Origin of the sequence: Pelomonas sp. Root405, assembly GCF_001425165.1 — a bacterium.
In the GTDB taxonomy this organism is placed as follows: Bacteria; Pseudomonadota; Gammaproteobacteria; order Burkholderiales; family Burkholderiaceae_C; genus Pelomonas.
Genome location: NZ_LMDU01000001.1, coordinates 74,925 through 92,679, shown reverse-complemented (window position 1 = coordinate 92,679; position 17,755 = coordinate 74,925). Strand labels below are relative to the sequence as shown.

Annotated in this window: 16 protein-coding genes and 1 riboswitch; of the genes, 10 read left to right on the top strand and 6 right to left on the bottom strand. The window is 69.4% G+C overall.

Annotated features, from left to right (window positions below):
• The first annotated feature begins 58 nt into the window (after nt 1-58).
• Nucleotides 59-1,384 (top strand): YifB family Mg chelatase-like AAA ATPase, encoded by a 1,326-nt coding sequence (locus tag ASC81_RS00425; protein ID WP_235533524.1) that lies wholly within the window; start codon nt 59-61, stop codon nt 1,382-1,384.
• A gap of 114 nt (nt 1,385-1,498) precedes the next feature.
• Here ASC81_RS00425 and ASC81_RS00420 read toward each other — a convergent pair whose 3' ends face one another.
• The gene (locus ASC81_RS00420; RefSeq protein WP_056261266.1) at nt 1,499-2,122 is read right to left on the bottom strand and encodes a glycine zipper 2TM domain-containing protein; all 624 of its coding nucleotides are present in this window, start codon (nt 2,120-2,122) and stop codon (nt 1,499-1,501) included.
• Nucleotides 2,123-2,226: 104 nt separating this feature from the next.
• Nucleotides 2,227-4,923 (bottom strand): methionine synthase, encoded by a 2,697-nt coding sequence (metH, locus tag ASC81_RS00415; RefSeq protein WP_082536147.1) that lies wholly within the window; start codon nt 4,921-4,923, stop codon nt 2,227-2,229.
• A gap of 20 nt (nt 4,924-4,943) precedes the next feature.
• Nucleotides 4,944-5,008: riboswitch (S-adenosyl-L-homocysteine riboswitch) on the bottom strand.
• 84 nt (nt 5,009-5,092) lie between these two features.
• On the opposite strand from metH, the gene ASC81_RS00410 reads away from it, so the two are divergent.
• The 6 genes from ASC81_RS00410 to ASC81_RS00385 all read left to right on the top strand — a co-directional run bounded on the left by ASC81_RS00410 (nt 5,093) and on the right by ASC81_RS00385 (nt 11,246).
• Complete coding sequence (locus ASC81_RS00410) at nt 5,093-6,295, top strand: hypothetical protein (protein ID WP_156391603.1); 1,203 nt, start codon at nt 5,093-5,095, stop codon at nt 6,293-6,295.
• Between the two features lie 101 nt (nt 6,296-6,396).
• Complete coding sequence (locus ASC81_RS00405; protein ID WP_082536146.1) at nt 6,397-6,783, top strand: GntR family transcriptional regulator; 387 nt, start codon at nt 6,397-6,399, stop codon at nt 6,781-6,783.
• Nucleotides 6,780-7,679, top strand: coding sequence for an ABC transporter ATP-binding protein (locus tag ASC81_RS00400; protein WP_056261257.1), 900 nt, complete (start codon nt 6,780-6,782; stop codon nt 7,677-7,679). Before ASC81_RS00405 ends, ASC81_RS00400 begins: the two co-directional genes overlap by 4 nt.
• Entirely contained in the window at nt 7,676-8,344 is a 669-nt protein-coding gene (locus ASC81_RS00395) for a hypothetical protein (protein ID WP_056261254.1), read from the top strand. The genes ASC81_RS00400 and ASC81_RS00395 overlap by 4 nt, the downstream gene beginning before the upstream one ends.
• 8 nt (nt 8,345-8,352) lie before the next feature.
• Nucleotides 8,353-10,452 (top strand): acyltransferase family protein, encoded by a 2,100-nt coding sequence (locus tag ASC81_RS26350; protein ID WP_082536145.1) that lies wholly within the window; start codon nt 8,353-8,355, stop codon nt 10,450-10,452.
• On the top strand, nt 10,449-11,246 hold the full coding sequence (locus tag ASC81_RS00385) for an ABC transporter permease (protein ID WP_056261252.1): 798 nt from the start codon (nt 10,449-10,451) through the stop codon (nt 11,244-11,246). The genes ASC81_RS26350 and ASC81_RS00385 overlap by 4 nt, the downstream gene beginning before the upstream one ends.
• Before the next feature lie 49 nt (nt 11,247-11,295).
• Here the strand turns inward: ASC81_RS00385 and ASC81_RS00380 are convergent, their stop codons facing one another.
• Entirely contained in the window at nt 11,296-12,066 is a 771-nt protein-coding gene (locus ASC81_RS00380) for a hypothetical protein (protein WP_056261248.1), read from the bottom strand.
• 109 nt (nt 12,067-12,175) lie between these two features.
• Nucleotides 12,176-13,465: a S8 family serine peptidase gene (locus tag ASC81_RS00375; protein WP_082536144.1), complete on the bottom strand. Its 1,290-nt coding sequence runs from the start codon at nt 13,463-13,465 to the stop codon at nt 12,176-12,178.
• Nucleotides 13,466-13,543: 78 nt separating this feature from the next.
• Between ASC81_RS00375 and ASC81_RS00370 the strand changes: the two genes are divergently transcribed.
• The 3 genes from ASC81_RS00370 to ASC81_RS00360 all read left to right on the top strand — a co-directional run bounded on the left by ASC81_RS00370 (nt 13,544) and on the right by ASC81_RS00360 (nt 16,665).
• A complete protein-coding gene (locus ASC81_RS00370; protein WP_056261245.1) occupies nt 13,544-14,041 on the top strand; it encodes an RNA polymerase sigma factor in 498 nt (165 codons plus the stop codon).
• Nucleotides 14,038-14,625 (top strand): NepR family anti-sigma factor, encoded by a 588-nt coding sequence (locus tag ASC81_RS00365; protein WP_156391602.1) that lies wholly within the window; start codon nt 14,038-14,040, stop codon nt 14,623-14,625. The genes ASC81_RS00370 and ASC81_RS00365 overlap by 4 nt, the downstream gene beginning before the upstream one ends.
• Before the next feature lie 102 nt (nt 14,626-14,727).
• Nucleotides 14,728-16,665 (top strand): diguanylate cyclase domain-containing protein, encoded by a 1,938-nt coding sequence (locus tag ASC81_RS00360; protein WP_082536143.1) that lies wholly within the window; start codon nt 14,728-14,730, stop codon nt 16,663-16,665.
• Here ASC81_RS00360 and ASC81_RS00355 read toward each other — a convergent pair.
• A complete protein-coding gene (locus ASC81_RS00355) occupies nt 16,631-17,074 on the bottom strand; it encodes a nuclear transport factor 2 family protein (RefSeq protein WP_056261236.1) in 444 nt (147 codons plus the stop codon). The genes ASC81_RS00360 and ASC81_RS00355 overlap by 35 nt on opposite strands.
• Nucleotides 17,071-17,709 (bottom strand): TetR family transcriptional regulator C-terminal domain-containing protein, encoded by a 639-nt coding sequence (locus ASC81_RS00350; RefSeq protein WP_235533523.1) that lies wholly within the window; start codon nt 17,707-17,709, stop codon nt 17,071-17,073. The genes ASC81_RS00355 and ASC81_RS00350 overlap by 4 nt, the downstream gene beginning before the upstream one ends.
• Between the last annotated feature and the right edge of the window lie 46 nt (nt 17,710-17,755).

Genomic DNA, 17,755 nt, shown 5'->3' with positions numbered 1-17,755 from the left:
TGTCATGACTGGAAGTCTCCGCAGGTGTTTCTACCCTGTACAGAGCCAGCAGGCTACATTGTCGGCGACCGTGAACCTGGCGCCGGCCGACCTGCCCAAGGAAGGTGGCCGCTTCGATTTGCCGATGGCCCTGGGCCTGCTCGCCGCCAACGGCCAGATCGACCTGGCCAAGCTCGTCCGGTTCGAATGCGCGGGCGAACTCTCGCTGGCCGGCGAACTGCGGCCCGTGCGCGGTGCGCTCGCCATGGCCCTGGCGCTGCGCCAGGCGGGCAGTGCGCGCGAATTGCTGCTGCCCGAGGCCAGTGCCGCCGAGGCCGCACTCGTTGACGGCCTGGTGGTGCGGCAGGCCCGGCACCTGCTCGACGTGGTCGCCGCGCTGCAGCCCGAGGGCGAGGCCCTGCCCCGTGCGGCTGCACTGCCGCGCGAACGCCAGACCGGCCTGCCCGACCTGGCCGACATCAAGGGGCAGGCGGGGCCGAAGCGGGCGCTGGAAATCGCTGCTGCGGGCGGGCATTCGCTGTTGATGGCCGGCCCGCCGGGCACGGGCAAGTCCATGCTGGCGCAGCGTCTGCCGAGCTTGCTGCCGGCGCTGGATGACGACGCGGCGCTGGAGTCCGCCGCGGTGCTCAGCCTGGCGGGTCAGTTCGACATCGCGCGCTGGGGCCAGCGGCCGTTCCGGGCGCCGCACCATTCGGCGTCCAGCGTCGCCCTCGTGGGCGGTGGTTCACCGCCGCGGCCAGGGGAGATTTCGCTGGCGCAGCACGGCGTCCTCTTCCTCGATGAACTGCCGGAATTCCCAAGGGCGGCGTTGGAGGCCCTGCGCGAGCCGCTGGAGACCGGCCGCATCCTGATCTGCCGGGCCGCGCGCCAGGCCGAGTTCCCGGCGCGCTTCCAGCTCGTCGCGGCGATGAACCCCTGCCCTTGCGGCCACCTGGGCAACCCGCTGCGCGCCTGCCGTTGCACGCCCGACCAGGTGGCGCGCTACCAAGGCCGGCTGAGCGGCCCCTTCCTGGACCGGCTCGACCTGCTGATCGAGGTGTCGGTGATTCCACCCAAGGACCTGCAAGACCTGGCACCGGGCGAAAGCAGCGCCGTGGTGGCCGAGCGCGTGGCCGCGGCGCGAGAGCGGGCGCTGGCGCGCCAGGGCGTGTCCAACGCGCTGCTGCAGGCGCAGGATCTGGCCACGCACGCCGTGCTGGCGCCTGCTGCCAAGGCCTTGCTGGAACGTTCAGCCGAGCGGCTGGGCTGGTCGGCACGCAGCTTCCACCGCGTGCTGCGCGTGGCCCGCACGGTGGCCGACCTGGCCGGGGCGGCCGAGATCGGCGTGGCGCATGTGGCCGAGGCCATCCAGCTGCGGCGCGGCCTGCCGCAGGCCAGCCAATAGGCGACCGCTGCAACCGGCCGACCGCAAAAAGAAGCGCCGCGACGAGCGCGGCGATTTGTCGGTAGCTGGCACCCGGCGACAGCCGGGCGCAGCAAGCACCAGGAGAGGTGCTGATCAGCGACGGGAGAAGCCGTTGTCGGTCAGCGTGATCTCGTCGCCGCTGCGCAGGCCAGGATCGCTGTTGCGCTCGAAGCGGCGCTGGCGGCCGTCGCGCTCGCGCGCTTCGATGATCCAGACGGTCGTGCTGCGCTGGCGCTTCTCGATCTCGCGGCCGGCATAGCCGCCCGCAACGGCGCCACCGACCGTGGCGATCTTCTTGCCGGAGCCGCCGCCGACCTGGTTGCCCAGCAGGCCGCCGATGACGGCGCCACCCACGGTGCCCAGCGCCGTGGCTTCGCCCTCACGCGTCTCGGTGCGCACGCTGGTCACCAGCGCGCAGCTGCTGCAGAGCTGGGACAGGCGCTGCTGCTCGCGGTCGGCAGCCGTGGGCTGCGAGCGAACCGGCTCGGCCGGCGGCGCGCGGCGCGGTTCGACCTGGGCAATCACACGCGGTGCGGGTGCGGGCGCTGGAGGCGCTTCGACGGCCGGTGTCGTTGCGGTTGCGGTGGTCGGCGCGGTCATCGGTGCGGCTTCGGGTTCGCTCTGCGAACGACCGACTGCGTAAGCGCCGCCGAGCAGTGCCAGCACGACCGCCACGCCCGCGACGATCTGGGTGGAATTGACGTTGGGGGTTGACATGGAAGCTCCTGCGTATGAGATGACCCTCAGCATGCCGACGCGCCTGACGCGGGCCTGTAGGACGGCGCCGCAAGCTCACCCGCCCAAAGCAGGGGGCGCGGCTGTCAACCGAGCAGCGGCGCGAGTGCGCGACGGGCCTCTGCGTCGCTCAGGCCGCAGCGCGCGGCCCAGTCGGCCAGCTGATCGTCCCCGATGCGGCCGACGTTGAAATAGGCCGCATCCGGGTGGGCCAGGTAGAAGCCGCTGACGCTGGCCGCCGGTGTCATCGCCATGCTGTCGGTCAGGCCCATGCCGATTTCGTCGGGCGCCAGCACCTTGAAGAGGTCGCGCTTGGACAGGTGGTCGGGGCAGGCCGGGTAGCCGGGCGCGGGGCGGATGCCCTGGTACTTCTCGGCGATGAGGTCTTGGTTGCTCAGCGACTCGTCTGGCGCATAACCCCAGAACTCGCGGCGCACGCGCTCATGCAGCCATTCGGCGGCCGCCTCGGCCAGGCGGTCGGCCAGGGCCTTGAGCATGATGGCCGAGTAGTCGTCGTGGGTGGCGAGGAAATCGGCTTCCTTTTTGTCGACGCCCAGGCCGGCGGTGACGGCGAACAGGCCGATGTGGTCACCGCTCTCCGCGAGGAAGTCGGACAGGCAGCGGTTGGGGCGCTTCACGCCTTCGACGACGGGGCGCTCGCTCTGCATGCGCAGGCCGTGCCAGGTCATCGGCGGCTCGCTGCGGATCTCGATGTCGTCGTCGTTCACGCGCGCGGCCGGGTAGAGGCCGAAGACTGCGTGCGCCTGCAGCCAACGGCCGTCGATGATCTTCTTCAGCATGGCCTGCGCGTCGGCGAACACCTTGCGCGCTTCCACGCCGACGACCTCGTCGTCGAGGATGGCGGGGTAAGGACCGGCCAGGTCCCAGGTCTGGAAGTAGGGGCCCCAGTCGATGTACTTCGCCAGCTCGGCCAGGTCGAGGTTCTTCAGCACGCGGCGACCCGTGAACTTCGGCGGCGGGGCCACGCGGTCCAGGTCCAGAGAGGCTTTGTTGGCACGCGCCTGCGCCAGCGTCACCAACGGCGTCTGCTTCTTGTTGGCATGCAGCTGACGGGTCTTCTCGATGTCGGCCTTCAGCTCGGCGATGTAGGCGGCGGCGCGGTCATCGCTGAGCAGCTCGGTGCAGACACCCACGGCGCGCGACGCATCGGGCACGTAGACCACCGGGCCGTCGTAATGTGGCGAGATCTTGACGGCGGTGTGCACGCGGCTGGTCGTCGCGCCGCCGATCAGCAGCGGCATGTGGCGCGAAGAAAAGTACTCGTCGCGCTGCATCTCGGCAGCCACGTGCTGCATCTCTTCCAGGCTGGGCGTGATCAGGCCGGACAGGCCGATGATGTCCGCGCCCTCTTCCTTGGCCTTCTTGAGGATGTCCTGGGCCGGCACCATGACTCCCATGTTGACGACCTCGTAGTTGTTGCACTGCAGGACCACCGTGACGATGTTCTTGCCAATGTCGTGCACGTCGCCCTTGACGGTGGCGATGACGATCTTGCCCTTGGGCTTGGCATCGCCGCCGCCCTCGATGAGCAGGCGCTTTTCTTCCTCGATGTAGGGCAGCAGGTGGGCCACGGCCTGCTTCATGACGCGGGCGCTCTTGACGACCTGGGGCAGGAACATCTTGCCGGCGCCGAATAGGTCGCCGACGACGTTCATGCCCGCCATCAGCGGGCCCTCGATGACATGCAGCGGCCGCCCGCCACCAGCCAGGATGGCCTGCCAGGCTTCCTCGGTGTCCTCGGTGATGAAGTCGGTGATGCCATGCACCAGCGCATGCGACAGCCGCTGGTTGACGTCGCCGGCGCGCCAGGCCAGCCGCGCCGAGTCGTCCTTGCCGGCGCTCTTGGCGCGGTCGGCGATCTCGATGAGGCGCTCGCCCGCATCCGCACGGCGGTTCAGCACCACGTCCTCGACGCGCTCGCGCAGCTCGGCGTCGAGGTCGTCGTACACGCCCACCATGCCGGCATTGACGATGCCCATGTCCATGCCTGCCTGGATGGCGTGGTACAGGAAGACGGTGTGGATGGCCTCGCGCACCGGCTCGTTGCCACGGAAGCTGAACGATACGTTGGACACGCCACCCGAGACCTTGGCGCCCGGCAGGTTCTGCTTGATCCAGCGCGTTGCCTCGATGAAGTCCACGGCGTAGTTGTCGTGCTCCTCGATGCCGGTAGCGATGGCGAAGATGTTGGGGTCGAAGATGATGTCTTCGGCCGGGAAACCGACCTCGTCCACCAGCACCCTGTAGGCGCGTTCGCAGATCTCGGTCTTGCGCGCGAAGGTGTCGGCTTGGCCCTTCTCGTCGAAGGCCATGACGACGGCCGCGGCGCCGTAGCGGCGCACCAGCTTGGCCTGGCGGCGGAACTCGTCCTCGCCTTCCTTCAGGCTGATGGAGTTGACGATGCCCTTGCCCTGGATGCACTTCAGGCCGGCCTCGATGACGCTCCACTTGGACGAGTCGATCATGATCGGCACGCGGGCGATCTCGGGCTCGCCGGCGATCAGGTTCAGGAAGCGCACCATGGCCGCCTGGCTGTCCAGCATGGCCTCGTCCATGTTGATGTCGATGACCTGGGCACCGTTCTCGACCTGCTGGCGCGCGACGGCCAGGGCCTTCTCGAACTCGCCCGCAAGGATCATGCGGGCGAAGGCCTTGGAGCCGGTGACATTGGTGCGCTCGCCGATGTTGACGAACAGGCTGCGCGCGTCGATGGCAACGGGTTCCAGACCAGAGAGCTTGAGGGGAGGCGGCGAGATGGTCATCGATGGCGGTCCACGCGGGAGATCGATGAGCGCCGTTTGAAAACGATCCGAGCCTGGGGAAAACCTCGCAGCGCTCCTCGGATGAGCCGGGAATTCTACGCAGCCGCCCCTTCGTCCTCGCTCAAGAACGGCTTGCCAAAGCCGAAGCCCTATCAGAATGCGCGGATTCATGGCCTCTGAACTCATTCCTCTACCCACCCGCACGCTGCGGCTGGGCATGACGCTGCCCTACGACCTGTTCGACTCCAACGGCAAGCTGCTGTTCGCGCGCGGCCAGGTGCTGCGCGATTCGCCGCTGGTACGCAGCCTCGTGGACGGCGGCGCCTATGTGAATTCGGCGGACACCATCGAATACCAGCGGGCGCTGGCCCACCGCCTGGACACCATGGTCATGCAGGACGTGCCGCTGGCCGACATTGCCAAGGCCGACGGCGCCTTCCGGCTGGACACGCTGGTGCCCGCCAAGGTCGAGCAAGGCCCGCGCGAGGCCTGGTCGGACCTGCTGCTGCACACCCACACCCTGCTGCGCGAGGCCGAGCCAGCCGACTTCAGCGGCCGCCTGGCCGCCCTGCGCGACGCGGCGTTGAAGCGCCTGCACGCCCACCCCGATGCGACGCTGATGCTGCTGATCTTCGAAAGCAGCCAAGAGTTCGGCGATTACAGCGCGCGCCATGCTTTGCTGACGCTGTTGCTGGCCGACCTCGTCGCCCAGCAGCTGCAGCTCACGCCCGAGCTGCGGGAGGCCCTGCAGGGCGGTGCGTTGACGATGAACTACGGCGCCGGCCCTGCGCATGACCGAATGGCCAACCAGGTCGACCCGGCCACGCCGGCGCAGCGGCACGCCCTCGCCGCCCACGGCGACCGCGCGGCGGTGCGGCTGGCCCAGGTCGGGGTCAAGAACAGCGCCTGGCTGACGGCGGTGCGTCTGCACCACGAGGCCGGGCCCGGCCCGCTCGGCAGCCGCGGCGACGGCGAAAAGCTGGCGCGCCTGCTGCGCCGCATCGACCTCTTCGGCGCCCGCCTGTCGCCGCGCCGCAGCCGCCAGGCCCTCAGCGGTGCCGCCGCGGCGCGCGCCGTCTTCCTGGACGAAAACGGCCAGCCCGACGAGGCCGGCGCGGCGTTGATCAAGACCGTCGGCCTCTACCCGCCCGGCAGCATCGTGCGCCTGGCCAACGGCGAGGTCGGCATCGTCTTCAAGCGCGGCTTCAGCGCGACGGAGCCGCTGGTCGCCGCGCTGATCGGCAAGAGCGGCAGCCCGCTGAGCAACCCCGTGCCGCGCGACACACGGCTGGCCGCGCAGGCGATTGCGGCCAGCCTCGCGCCGCATGAATTCAAGCTGCGCGTGAACCTGGAAGCGCTGTTGAAGCTGTAGCTCGCGGTGGCCTTCCACACGCAAGAGCGGCCCGCGGGCCGCTCTTTTCATTTCGGCACTTGCATTGGCCTGACTGTGCATATATTCTGTGTATACACATTATGCACAGCAGCCTTTTCATTTCCCAGACGGACGCCCGGCCGATGTATCTGCAGATCGTCGAGCAGATCCGCCAGCGCGTGGCCGCCGGGGACTGGCCGGCCGGGCAGGAGCTGCCGTCCATCCGCGCGCTGGCGGCGGACCTGCGCGTCAGCGTCATCACCGTCAAGCGCGCCTACCTGGACCTGGAGTCCGAGGGCGTCATCGTCACCCGCCACGGCAAGGGCTCTTTCGTGGCCGATGCCCAAGGCCTGGCCATGGACATGCGGCTGGCCCAACTGGACACCCACCTCGCCGCCGCTGGCGAGATCGCCCGCTCGCTCGGCATGGCCGAGCCCGAATTGACCGAACGACTGCGCAGCGCGCTGAACCAGGAGGCGAACCCATGAGCGCCAAGGCCATTGAGATGACGGGCGTGCGCAAGGCGTTCCGTTTCTTCACGCTGGAAGACGTGTCCCTCGACCTCGAACACGGCCAGATCATGGGCCTCGTCGGACCCAACGGCGCCGGCAAGAGCACCACCATCCGCCTGCTGATGGGCTTGCTGACGGCCGATGCAGGCGACATCCGCCTGCTCGGGCATGCGATGCCCGGCCAGCAGGCGCTGGCCAAGCAGGACGTCGGCTTCGTCAGCGACGACATGAAGCTGCTGCCGCAGGCCACGCTGGCCCGGCATATGGATTTCGTCGCATCCATCTACCCGGGCTGGGACGCGCAATACGCCGGCCAGTTGCTCAAGCGCTTCGGCCTGCATGCCGCGCAGATGGCCAAGAGCCTGTCCACCGGTGAGCAGGCCAAGGCGCTGCTGCTGCTGGCCCTGGCCCGCCGCCCGCGCCTGCTGGTGCTGGACGAGCCCACGTCGGGCATGGACCCGGTCGCCCGGCAGGAACTGCTGACCGAGTTCATGGACGTGCTGCGAGACGACAGCCGCTCCATCCTGTTCTCGTCGCACAACACGGTGGATGTGGAGCGCATCTCCGACCGCCTCACCTTCATCGACCGCGGCCGCGTCGTCGCGTCGGACAACAAGGAGGATTTCCTGGAACGCTGGCGCACCTTGCGACTGCGGCTGCCTAACTTGGCAACTGAAGGCGTACCTGACTGGCGCCTTCCCGAGATCGTCCACCGCGATGTCGACGGTCCCAACGTCACGCTGACCGTCGACGGCTTCAGCGACGGCTTCCTGGCCCGCCTCGGCGCGCCGGTGCAGGAAGTGCACCGCATGAGCCTGGAAGAAGTCTTCGTCGCCACCGTCATGCACAGCCGGGAGGCACGTCCGTCATGAACCTGCTCACGCGCAAGCTCATCATCAAAGAGCTGTTCATGTATCGCTGGCTGCTTGTCGGCGTCACCGGCGTCGGCTTCGCTTCACTGTTGACGGCGGCCAGCGGCGAACTCGGCTTCAACATCGGCTTCCTCGTCTGGCTGACGGCCATCATCGCGCTGGGCGTCATGCTCGCGTTGTTCGGCGTGTCCTCCGAGCGCAAGGAGCGCTCGCTGCTGTTCGTCCTCAGCCTGCCGCTGTCCCCTGGCGACTATGTGCGCGCCAAGCTGCTGGGCCTGCTTGCCTGCTTCCTGCTGCCCTGGGCGGCGCTGAGTGCGGGTGCCGTGGGGCTGGTGCTCGTCATGCCCGGCATCGCCGACGGCCTGCTGCCCTACACGCTGCTGCTGTGCGCCTTCCTGCTGATGAACTACTCGCTGGTGCTCAGCGCCGTGCTGCACATCAACTCCGAGGCAGGCATGGGCGGCGTCATTGTGCTGACCAACATGTCGGTGTCCCTCTTCATGATGGGCGTCGGTCGAATCCCGGACCTCGGCGCCCACATGGGCAAGCCCGAGGCCGTCTGGAACGCCACGTTCTGGCTGCTGCTGGCTGCCGAACTGGTGATCGCGCTGATCGCGCTGGCCCTGCCTCTTTTCATAGCGGCCCGCCGCCGCGACTTCCTTTAAGGAATCCCATGAACACCCAACCCAACGGCGAGAGGCTGCACGCCCTCGACGCAGTGCGGAGCTTTGCCCTTTTGCTGGGCGTCGCCTTCCACGCGATGTTGTCCTTCGTCCCTGGCATGCCAGCAGGCCTGTGGGCGATGAACGACAACTCGCCCAGCGCCTTCCTTGGCGACGCGAGCTTCGTCGCACACAGCTTCCGCATGACGCTGTTCTTCTTCATCGCCGGCTACTTCGGCCGGCTGCTGCATCAGAAGCACGGCACGAAAGGCTTCTGGGCCAACCGCGGCAAGCGCATCGCCGTGCCGCTGGTGGTGGGCTGGCTGCTGCTGTTCCCGGCCATCGCGGTGGTCTGGTATGTCGGCCTGAAGAAGGTCTTCAACGGTGCGCCGCCCCCCCCGCCGCCCGAGATGTTCGAGCTGACCGGCGCCTTCCCGCTGACGCACCTGTGGTTCCTCTACCAGCTGCTGTGGCTGTATGCCGGCGTGCTGCTGGCGCGCAGCGTGCTCGTGCGCTTCGACAAGGGCCAGGTCTTGCGCGGCCTCATGGACCGCACGGTGACCGGCGCCCTGCGCTGGCCCGCTGGTGCGTTGCTGCTGGGCCTGCCGCTGGCCGGCGTGCTGCTGTCCACGCCCACGTGGTTCCCCTGGGCCGGCATTCCCACGCCGGACAGGTCGCTCGTCCCGCAGTTGCCCGCCACCGTCGGCTACGGCGTGGCCTTCGTGTTCGGCTGGTTGGTGCACCGCGCGCCCGACGCCCTCGCCGCACTGCGGGGCCGCTGGCTGCTGCATGGCGTGCTGGCCATCGCGTCGTCGGCAGTGTGCCTGTACGTGATGAAGACCCAGCCGCCTTTCGGCATGCCCGACCAGCCCAAGCTGGTCTTCACGCTGGCCTTCGTCGCGTCCACCTGGGCCTGGAGCTTCGCCATCACCGGCCTGGCGCTGCGCTACCTGTCGGGCCACAACGCCGCCATCCGCTACGTCGCGGACGCGTCCTACTGGATCTACCTCGTGCACCTGCCGGTCGTCGCCGCGCTGCAGGTCTGGGTAGGCCACTGGCCGCTGCACTGGGGGCTGAAGTACCCGTTCATCGTCGTGACCACGCTGGCGCTGCTGCTGTTGAGCTATCACTTCCTGGTGCGCCCCACCCCCATCGGCAAGCTGCTCAACGGCCGGACCTATCCGCGCCGCACGCCGCAGGTCGAAGCGCCACCGCCACACACCGACAACGGCAGCGTCGCCCAGCTGCGCGGCGTGTCCAAGCGCTACGGCTCGCTCGAAGCGCTGAGCCGCGTCGACCTCGACTTGAAGCGCGGCGAGCTGCTCGCGCTGCTCGGCCCCAACGGCGCCGGCAAGTCCACCGCCATCTCGCTGTGGCTCGGCCTGAACGAAGCCGATGCGGGTGTGGTGCGCCTGCTGGGCGGCGCGCCGCAGGACATCGCGCGCCGCCGCGGCTTGGGCGTGATGCTGCAGGACGTGGAGCTGCCCAAGGACCTCAAGGTGCACGAGCTCGTTGCGCTGTCGGCCAGCTACTACGACCAGCCGATGACGGTGAGGGAAGCGCTGCAGCGCGCCGGCATCGAGGCCCTGGCCGAGCGCCACTACGGCAAGCTCTCCAGCGGCCAGAAGCGCCAGGTGCAGTTCGCCATCGCCATCTGCGGCCGGCCCAAGGTGCTGTTCCTGGACGAGCCCACCGTGGGCCTGGACGTGCAGGCCCGCGAGGCGCTGTGGGCCCACATCCGCGCGCTGCTGCGCGAGGGCTGCTCCATCCTGCTGACGACGCACTACCTGGAGGAAGCCGAGGCGCTGGCCACCCGCGTCGCCGTGCTCGGCAAGGGCCGCGTCATCGCCTCCGGCAGCGTGGACGAGATGCGCGCGCTGGTATCGCGCCGCCATGTGCGCTGCGAGACCACGCTGGCGGCCGCCGACGTGCGCGGCTGGCCGGGTGTGACGGACGTGACCGCCAACGATGCGCAACTCGCCATCGTCGCCACCGATGCCGAATCCGTCGTGCGTCGGCTGCTCGCCGCCGACCCCTCGCTCTCGCGCCTGGAAGTCCGCCAGGCCGGGCTCAACGACGCCTTCAACGAACTCACCCAGGAGGCTGCATGAACGCCACCACGCTGATTCACACCGCCCCGGCGCTGCACGCACCCGGCCACTCCGTCGTCAACGTCTACCTGCTGGAGATGCGGCTGGAGCTGCTGCGCCTGCTGCGCATGCCTGCCTTTGCGCTGCCGATGTTCCTGCTGCCGGTCGGCACCTACTTGCTGTTCGCCTTTGCAGTGGCAGGCGAGGCCGTTGCCAAGGACCCCGACACGGGCCGCTTCATGTTCGCCGGCTTCTCGGTGATGGCCGTCACGATGGCCGCGCTGTTCGCCACCTGCCCCAACCTGGCGATGGAGCGTGAGCAGGGCTTGTTGACGCTCAAACGCGCCCTGCCGGCGCCCCCCGGTGCATGGCTCACGGCCAAGATCGTCGCGGGCGTGGCCTGCGGCGCCTTCGCCTACCTGCCCATCCTCGTGCTGGCCGTGGTCACGGGCCAGGCCCACCTGAGCGGCGCTCAGCTGGCGGCGATGAGCGCCGTGCTCGTCGCCGGCACGATCCCCTTCTGCGCGCTTGGCGTGATGCTCGGTGCGCTGACCAGCGGCTCGGCCGCCCCCGCCTATGCCAACCTGGCCTACCTGCCGGGTCTGTATCTGTCGGGCGTGTTCTTCCCGCTGCCCAAGTCCATGCACTTCCAGACCGTGTTCTGGCCGCACTTCCATCTCGACCAGCTCGTCTTCGCCGCCGGCGACGTGAGCAAGTTCCGCTGGATCGCGCCGGAAATGGCCTTTGTGGTGCTGCTGGGGTTCACGGTGCTGTGCAGCGGCATCGCGCTGTGGCGATTGGGCCGCAAGGGCTGACGGACAAGAGCGGCCCGCAGACCGCCCCGTCATTCACAGCTGGCGTCGATCAACGCTTGGCCGAGCCCGATGCATCCACCACCACCGACCGGTCGGTGCGAGAGGCCTTGGCCGACGCGCTGCCGGTGGTCTGGCTGCTGCGGCCGGCGGCCTGGCCGCTGGCGTTGGCGCCGATTTCCTTCGTGCCGACGCTACCGCCGGCGTTGCCACCCAGGCTCATCAGCGGTGCGGCGGGGGTAGGCGTCGCAGCAGTCGTCGGCGCGGCTGGCGCCGTCGCAGCGGGTGCAGCGGGTACCGCAGGCGCAGGTGCGGCAGCGGGCGCGTCGCCCTGCTTCAGCGCGCCGCCACCCTGGCCGGCCAAGCTGCCGCTGACGCCATTGGCCGCGCCGTTCAGTGCGCCGCTGACGCTGCCTTCGGCACTGCCGGACGCGCTGCCGGCGGTGTTACCGAAGGAGTCCTTCACGCCCTCGCCGGTCGCCTTCAGCTCATTGGCCGTGGACGTCGCGGCATCGGCCTGGGCTTGCACGGTGTTCTTCACATCGCCGACCTTTGCGGTCGCGCCGTCCTTGACGCCGCCGATGGCGCCCTTGGTCTTGTCCAAGGTGCCGCGGAGCAGCGAGCCGTCGGCACTGGCCGCGCCATTGGCGCGGCCGCCGATGTCGAGCTGGCGCGGCGACAGCGCGCCGTTCAGGCCACCGGCAAGGCCGCCACCAGCGCCGCCGAGCAGGCCGGCGTGGGCGTTGGCCGCCAGCAGGGCTGCCGCGACGGCGGCAATGGTCAGCGTGGTGCGAAGAACTTGGGTGCGACGGGTTGCAAACATGTTGGATCTCCAGGTGGTTGTGTGAGGAAGAGCCAGCGGTTTCCGGCCCTTTCACTGATCACAACGACCGCCGCCGCGGCTTGCTTCCCGGCCCGGATGCAACTGTTTGTCAGCGTGCCTGGCGGGCCTGCAATTGCTCGGGCACGACGCGCAGGTCTTCGGCCACAAGGCCGCGGCCAAAGACCGGGTCGCGGCCCGGTGCGCCGAGGTCGACGGCCGAGGCGGCCAGCCGCTCCAGCACCGCAGCAGCAGCGACGGGGTCGGGCTGGCGCAGCTCGGCCGCCAGCAGGCCGGCGACCAGCGGCGCCGCGAACGATGTGCCGCGCGCAATGCCGTAACCGCCGCCGGTGCGGGCGACGGCGAGGTCGGCGCCCGGCGCCGTCAGCAGCACCTGCTGGCCTTGCGCTGCCTCGGGCAGCACGCGCCGCGAAGCATTCACGCCCGTCACGCCGACCACGCCCGCATAGGCTGCGGGGAACAGCGGCGGCGCGGCCGGGCCGTCATTGCCCACCGCGGCAACCAGGAGGTGGCCGCGCTTCACCAGCGCCGCGACGCCCTGCGCCAGCAATCGGTTCGGCGGCCCGACGAGGCTGACGTTGACGACGGCGACGCGCTCACGCGCCATCCACGCCAGGGCCCGCACGACGGCTTCGGCCGAGCCGCCGTCGGGCTGGTCGCAGTAGACGTCGGCGGCGAACAACTCAGCCCGGTCCAGCGCGCCGGCGAAGCCGCGATCGCGCCCCACCAGCAATGAAGCGACGGCGGTGCCGTGCTCGCTGGGCGCGGGCTTGTCGCTGCAACCGAAGCTGCCACCGCCCGCCCGCCGCAGCGCCGTGTGGCGCCGGTCCACGCCGCCGTCGACCAGGCCGACGCGCACGGGGCCGGTCTGTCTCACCGTGCCGCTTGCGTCGCTGGCGACCCCGCCGCTGCGCGCATAGAGATGGTTGAAATCGGCCTGCACATCCGGCTGCGCCGCGCGCAGTCGCTCCAGCGCCTCGGCGGTGTCAAGCCCCGGCGGCACGCGCAGCACGACATGGCGCAGCCCCAGCTCCGGCCAGCTTTCCTCGCGCAGCGTGACCAGGCCGAGCGCCGCCGCCGCGGCCAGCGCGGCGTCGCTGGGCGACACCAGCACCAATTCGCGGCGGCGGATGGGCTCGCCGCGCGGATCGGCCTCGATGAGGTCGGGGTGGCGGCGCAACAGGTCGCGCGTCGTGGTCAAGCGCAGGTCCAGCAGCTGGGTCGTCGACGACAGCAGTTCGGGCAGGGGTTGCACGACGCGGCCGACGACGCGGTCCACGACGCCGGGCAGGCGCTGCACGCCAGGCAACTGGGGCAGCAGCTGCGCATGGCCGGGTGCGCTCAGCACGCCCGCAAGGGTCAGGGCAACAAAGACTTTCATGGCAATCCGGTGGCTTTGAAGAGGATAACGAGCGAGGCGGGGAAGAAAATCCATGCCTCGCCCGTTGTCCGTGTATCGATGCCCGAAACCCCTTCCGAACTTCGCCAGGCCATCGCCGAGCTGCTGCCACGGCTGCGCCGTTTCGGCCGCACGCTGGCGCATGCCCGCGAAGACGCCGACGACCTGGTGCAGGTCGCCATCGAGAAGGCGCTGAACCGCACCGACCAGTGGACGCCTGGAACGCGTCTGGACAGCTGGATGTTTCGCATCATGCAGAACGCGTGGATTGATGAATTGAGGGCGCGCGAGCGGCGCGGCCAGACCTTTTTGCCCGAAGAGGACGGCGAGCACGTGGGCGACGGCACGGCGACCGGTTCGCAGCTGGACGCCATCCTCGTGCGCAAGGCCGTGGTCAAGCTCAGCGACGAACACCGCGCCGTCGTCGGCCTGGTGCTGGTGGAAGGCCTGAGCTACCAGGAAGCCGCCGAGGCGCTGGGCGTGCCCGTGGGCACCGTGACCAGCCGCGTCGCCCGCGCCCGCGAGGCGCTGCAAGAGTTGTTGGGGGAATGGCCATGAACTTGAATGACGAGCAGCTGAAGGCGGAACGCCGGCGCCTCGCGGCCGCCTTCGACGATGTGCTGAACGAGCCCGTGCCGGATCGCCTCAAGGCCTTGCTGGTGGAGCCGGTGGTCGACCTGGGCGCCGTGCGGGCGCAGCGGCGGTCGATGTCGAACTGGGCGGCTTGGGGCGGCATGGCGGCCACGCTGGTGCTGGGCACGCTGATCGGCACCCGGCTGGCGCCTTCACCCGGGGGCGACGAGCGCCTTGTGGCCAGCGGCGCCATCGCCACGGCGCTGGAGCAGCAGCTGGCCAGCGCGCCGGGCGGCGAAGTGGCGGTGCAGCTCAGCTTCAAGGCCAAGGACGGGCGCTGGTGCCGCAGCTTCACGACGAGTGCCGTGGCCGGCCTGGCCTGCCGCGAAGCGGACGGGGCCTGGGCACTGCAGCAGGTCGCGACCGCCGGCGCAGCGGGCGGTGGCATGCGGCAGGCGGCCAGCAGCCTGCCACCGGCGGTGCTGACTGCCGTGGACGAGGCCATGGCCGGCGAGGCGCTGAACGCCGAGCAGGAACGCGCCGTGCGCGACGCGGGTTGGGCGCCCTGAACCTCCGCGCGCGACCTCCGCGGCCTTAGGATCCCAGCTCTCAGGGGGCAGGTTGGCCACAACGCACGGCCGCCACCTGCACACGCCGCTTGTGCCTCTTCAATGCCACAGACATCCCCGCTGCAGTTGTCCACCAGCCTGGCGCGCTTCCGCCGCTACCTGATCCTGGGCAACCTGGTCATCCTGGGCATCGTCACGCTGGCAGCGGTGCTCACCGTATCGGCCGGCTACCGGACGCACGAGGAGCGGGGGCGCGCCAACGCCGCCGGCCTGGCGGACACACTCGGCCAGAGCGTCGCCGCCACCATCCGGCTGGTTGACAACGCGCTGCTGTCGACGCTGAACCAGATTGAGCAGCAACCGCCGAGCGCGCTGCACGCAGCTCATCTCAGACGCATCACCACGGCACAGCGGGCACTGGTTCCCGCCATGAATGCGCTGCGAGTCACCGACGCGGACGGCTGGGTGCTGAACCCGGATGCCGACGGCGGGCCGCGAATCTCAGGGGCTGACCGTGACTATTTCCGGGCGGCGCGTGCAGACCCGACCCAACTGGCCATCTCCGAGCCTTTGCAGGGGCGGCTCAAGACCGGTTGGGGCTTGATCTTTGCGCGGGCCCGGCTGGATGAGTCCGGTCGCTTCATCGGCATCGTGTACGGAGGCATCAACACCGACGCCTTCATGGCGCATTTCCGCCATGCCGACGTGGGCGCGCACGGTGCAGTGGCGCTGCGCTCGCGCTCGTTGCGGCTGATCGCGCGGTACTCACCGCAAAGCCTCGTGCCTGAGGCGGCGCTGGGTACGACGCGAGTCTCTGCGGCCTTGACGACCGCGCTGGCAGCCGACCCCATGCAGGGCAGCTTCATCGCGCACGCCGTGCTGGACGATGTCGAGCGAGTCGCCGCTTACACCAGCGTTGCGGACTATCCGCTGCTCATCCTGGTCGGCCTGGCCACTGACGACTTCTTTGCGCCGTGGCGGCGCCAGGTCGCCGAACTGGCGGCGCTGCTGGCGCTGCTGATGCTTGTGGTGCTCGGGGCCTCGTTGACCATCTACCGCGCACAGGCGCGACAAGTGGAGGCGCGGGCGCGCATCGCGCTGCTGGCGGCCGAGCGCGGCGCGATGCTCGACAACGAGTTGGTCGGCATGGTCAAGCTACGGGATCGCTGCGAGGTCTGGCACAACGCGGCGCTCGCAAGGCTGTTCGGCTACGGCCCGGGAGAGTTGAGCGGCCGGACTTCGCGGCTGCTCTATCTGGACGACGAGTCCTATGCCCAGGTGGGTCTGGCCTACCAGCAACTGCAGGAGATGAGCAGCTACCGCACGCAGCTGCGCATGCGACATAAGGACGGCAGCGCGGTCTGGATCGACCTGAACGGCACGGCCCTTCCGAACGGAGAGTCGCTATGGCTGATGATCGACATCACACCGATCAAGCGCAGCGAAGAGAAGGCCAGGCACCTCGCCTTCCATGACATGCTGACCGGCTTGCCGAACCGCCAGCTGCTGCAGGAGCGGCTGTCATTTCTGCTGCGTGATGCCGAGCGCAATGACCGCTGGCTGGCGGTTTGCTATCTCGACTTGGACGGCTTCAAGGCAGTCAACGACATACACGGCCATGATGCGGGCGACGCCGTGCTGCGCACCGCGGCTACTCGATTGAGCGACAGTGTGCGCGGCAATGATGTGGTGGCCCGCATGGGCGGGGACGAGTTCGTGCTGGTGCTCAACCAGCTCGGCGGTCTGAGTGACGAACAGCATGCGCTGAATCGCGTGCTGGACAGCTTCGCCGCGCCGATCACGCTGCCCGACGGCACCGAGGTGCGCGTGGGCGTCAGCATCGGCGTGGCCATTTATCCCCAGCACGGCCGCGACGCCGCCACGCTGATCAGCCGCGCCGACCACGCGCTGCTGGCAGGCAAGCGGGCCGGCAAGGGCCGCTGGGTGGCCTGGCAGGCGGCGGTAGAACCGGACGCGGTGGCAGCCGCCCAGGGCGACGCTGCCGTCAGCGCGACGGGATCGGGCTGGTCTGCACGCTGACGATCTTCCACACGCCGTCGCGCTTCACGTAGACGTCGATGTAGCGGTAGTGCGTGTTGAAGGGCTGGCCCTGGTAGCGGCCGGTCATGCGCGTGCGGCCACTGACGAGGGCCGTGTCGCCATAGACCCGCACCTCGAACTCCTCGACGGTGTAGGGGTCCAGCGCCAGGTCGGGCGTGATCAAGCCTTCGACGAAGCTGGCCTTGGTCTCGACATTGCCGTGCGAATCGATCTGGCGGAAGTCGTCGGCCATGTTGGCTTCGATGGCGGCGCGGTCCTTGGCGAGGATGGCGCGGTCCCAGGCATCGGCCTGGGCCTTGAGCTGCGCCACCAGCGCGGCGGGCGGCGCGGCGAAGGCCAGGCCGGCGAAGGACAGCGCCAACGCAGCAAGAACGGCGCGGCGGCTCACGCGTCCACCTTCAAGCTGCGCCAGATCAGTCCGGTGATCAGGTCGCGCGCGGCGGCGAAGTCGGCCTCTTCCAGGCGCGGCTTGCCCATGTAAAGGGCGAACTGCGGTGCCAGGTCGGCATAGGCCTGGGTGGACGACCAGATCAGGAACATCAGGTGCGTGAAGTCCAGCCGGCGGATCAGGCCCTCGGCCGCCCAACCTTCAAAGCGCGCCACGTCGGCATGCAGTAGCGGCATGACCTGGACGCGCAGCACGTCGGCGTAGCGCGGCGCGCCGGCCATGATCTCGCGCGTGAAGACGGCGTTGCCGCTGGGCCGCTCGCGGCTGAAACGTAGCTTGGCAGCCACATAGGACTGGATGGCGGCCTCGGGTTCGTCGGCCTCGGTGATGGCGTTCATGCTCGCCATCCACTCGCCCATGACGCTGTCGAGCACGGCGCGGTAGAGCTCCTCCTTGCTGGGCCAGTGGTAGAGCAGGTTCTGACGGGACAGGTCCAGCACGGCGGCGATGCTGTCGAGGCTGACGCCTTCAAAACCAAAGCGGGCAAACTGGCGTTCGGCCTCGGCCAGGATGGCCTCCTGCTTGCGCAGGGTGGCAGCGCGCGGGGTGCGCGTCACGGTCGCGGTATCGGTCATGCGCCGCATTTTGGACGGCGCGCACCAAACGCTTGCTGCGGGTTTT